The sequence below is a fragment of the Shewanella sp. SR43-8 genome (assembly GCF_014163775.1).
Lineage (GTDB): Bacteria > Pseudomonadota > Gammaproteobacteria > Enterobacterales > Shewanellaceae > Shewanella > Shewanella vesiculosa.
Window position 1 is genome coordinate 1 of the sequence record NZ_JACJDX010000064.1, and the last position, 215, is coordinate 215.

Consider the following 215-nt stretch of genomic DNA (forward strand, 5'->3'; position numbering starts at 1 on the left):
CCGTGAGGCTTAACCATACAACCCAGATGGGTTTTACTGATACGACTTAGTGTTAGAATAAAGCGCTTAAGCAGTGCGAGAGACTCAATAAAGCAATCAGCTTTCCGAATTATTATTTAATGCAATATACTGCGTTAGATAAACAAAATTTGTCTGGAAACCATAGAGCTGTGGCACCACCTGATCCCATTCCGAACTCAGAAGTGAAACACAGT

General features: G+C 40.5%; 1 rRNA gene. It reads left to right on the plus strand.

Annotation, left to right across the window (positions count from 1 at the left end):
* Window positions 1–152 precede the first annotated feature (152 nt).
* Window positions 153–215 (plus strand): 5S ribosomal RNA (rrf, locus tag H5114_RS20375); the annotation flags it as partial.